Origin of the sequence: Hyella patelloides LEGE 07179, assembly GCF_900659865.1 — a bacterium.
GTDB lineage: Bacteria > Cyanobacteriota > Cyanobacteriia > Cyanobacteriales > Xenococcaceae > Hyella > Hyella patelloides.
On the sequence record NZ_LR214244.1, the window covers coordinates 1 to 2,404 of the forward strand.

At 37.7% G+C, this 2,404-nt stretch carries 2 protein-coding genes; one reads left to right on the forward strand and one right to left on the reverse strand.

What is annotated here, in order from left to right:
- Window positions 1-162: 162 nt before the first annotated feature.
- The gene (locus H1P_RS32730; protein ID WP_144875580.1) at window positions 163-1,164 is read left to right on the forward strand and encodes a carbohydrate kinase family protein; all 1,002 of its coding nucleotides are present in this window, start codon (window positions 163-165) and stop codon (window positions 1,162-1,164) included.
- Window positions 1,165-1,443: 279 nt separating this feature from the next.
- Here H1P_RS32730 and H1P_RS36955 read toward each other — a convergent pair.
- Window positions 1,444-2,404 (reverse strand): hypothetical protein (locus tag H1P_RS36955; RefSeq protein WP_186376289.1); only part of this gene is annotated, 961 nt, incomplete at its 5' end.

A 2,404-nucleotide genomic window follows, 5' to 3' on the forward strand; every position in this document is an offset into this window, starting at 1 on the left:
TTGAACGAGTTGCTCATTGAGGGAAACCCAAGGGGCTGATTCTGTCGTTTCACGGCAGAACTTGTAAGCCCCGCCCAAGACCCCTAAAGGACTCGGCTTCGCCGTCGCGCACTCGTTCGCTAAATCACCAACGCCAAAATTTGTTTTGAGGCTATAAGAAGATTGGAAACTACTTTTATCTCTTCTCTACCCAGTCGTGTTATCTGTCTGGGAGAGATATTGTACGATTGTCTAGCCAATCAATTCGGACAATCTTTAGATCGAGTACAGTCTTGGACTAACTATCCAGGTGGCGCACCAGCCAATACCGCTTGTGCTTTGGTTAAATTGGGTATTCCTACAGCTTTTATTGGTTGTCTTGCTCAAGATTCTTTAGGTGATAGTTTACTCAAGCTACTAGATAACAAAGGAGTAAACACTCAAGGAATACAACGCACTGTGCAATTTCCCACCAGACAAGTTTATGTGTTGCGTTCTAGTACAGGCGATCGCTCTTTTGCTGGTTTTGGCGGACAGTCTCCCGATGCTTTTGCTGATGCTTATTTACGATCGGAACACCTATTAAAAAAACTCTTTTCAGACGCAGAATACTTAGTTATTGGCACTTTAGAGCTAGCTTATCCCCACAGCCGTCAAGCAGTCTTTCGCGCCTTAGAATTAGCCGATAAATACTATCTCAGAATAGTACTGGATGTAAATCACAGAGAAAAGTTTTGGCTAGACTCCGCAGAAGCAAAACCTCTGATACAAAAGCTATGGCAATATGTAGATTTTCTCAAACTTGCACAAGAAGAGGCGCAGTGGCTTTTTAATACTGATGATGCAGGAGCAATTTACGATCTTTTAGGCTCGGTAGAAGGTGTTGTCGTCACCGATGGCGCAGCCGAAGTTAGCTATTGCATTAGCGAGCAAGAAGGCAAAGTTAAACCCTTTTCTTTACCTGTAAAAGACACTACTGGCGCGGGAGATGCTTTTTTAGCTGGCTTGATTTATCAATTATGTCAAAGAAAACTCAGCAATTTAACGAACCCTGGTGTTCTCCAAGAAATCATTACTTATGCCTGTGCAGTAGGCGGTTTAACCACCACCAAAGAAGGTGCTATATCTGCTCAACCCACAACAGAAGAAGTTACAGCGTTTCTCAAAAAAGCTCTTAGCTGTTAACTTTTGACTTTAGTAAATAACGACTGGGGTGATTTCTGAGAAAATTTAGATTCTATAGTGTGGACAAGATTAGTTTTTGGCATTGTTGAAACACAAGGATGAAATAAATAATAATATGAACCACTAACCATTAACAATAGATAAAAATAGATAAATAAGAAAAAGAGCCGACGACTTGCCGTGTTTCGTCTCGACTCTCTTTCCTAGTTCGCTCCTCACACGCCAGTGATGATAATCGGAGTTTTTGTAATTGTCAAGTCTTTTAAGAAAGGATCGAGATCAAATTTCTTTCTGGGGAATTATATTTAATTGAGACATGAGAATCGCTTGTAAACACCAGTGAGTAAGAGAAATTAAGCCTAATCTAGCTATGGCTAGTGAAGGATTGTGCTGTTGTATTTCGCCACAAAAACCACAGTTTGCCATAAAATTCAACCAAACCTCACTCATCTGGTAAGTAAATTTTTTCCAATGCTCTAAACTGTATTCTTTAGTATCGGCTAAATAGTCCATGATTAAACATATTTGCCAGAGTAAATCTTTTGCTTGAGGACAAAATAAGCATAAATTACCCCGATCATCAATCCACTTTAGAGGAGATGGTTGTTTAATTTGCCATCTTAAATCTCGAAAATTTTCTGTTTCTAAAATAATTAGACCTTCTCTTTCTCCCAATTGTAATAAAGAATTACAACGACCATAAATGTATTGTAAAGGAAATAATTTAGTCGATCTTTTGCCTTTTTTTATTGATAAATGTAACATTTTTTGATGACTTTGGGCAGACATACCCACTACTAATCGATCTAACCAAATAATAAGATTGCGCTTTTGATGTTGCTCAGAAATTTTGCGATCGCATACAGAAAAATCAATCCATCCTGATTTTGCCACAGCAACAGCTACTTCTAAACCTTCTTCTACTAAGGTTTTTTCTGTTTTAGAAGGTAATAATGAAACTAACTGACGAGCTATTAATAAAGGAGATAATTTAGCCAAATTAGCCAAAGGGAAAGCTATTGCACAACGATAGACTAATGCCCAAGATGAATTTTGTGGAGGAAGTAAAATAATTTTTTCTGATAAAGAAGTCACGATTTGTTGCCAATTATTAATTTCTGAATGTTGTTCTTGGTAAATAGCGATCGCTTTTAACATCTCCCATTGTATTAGCTGTTTCAGCGATAAATTTTCCTGAAAATAATTAAGTTTAAAAAACTTAGAGAAAAAAGTTTTTTTT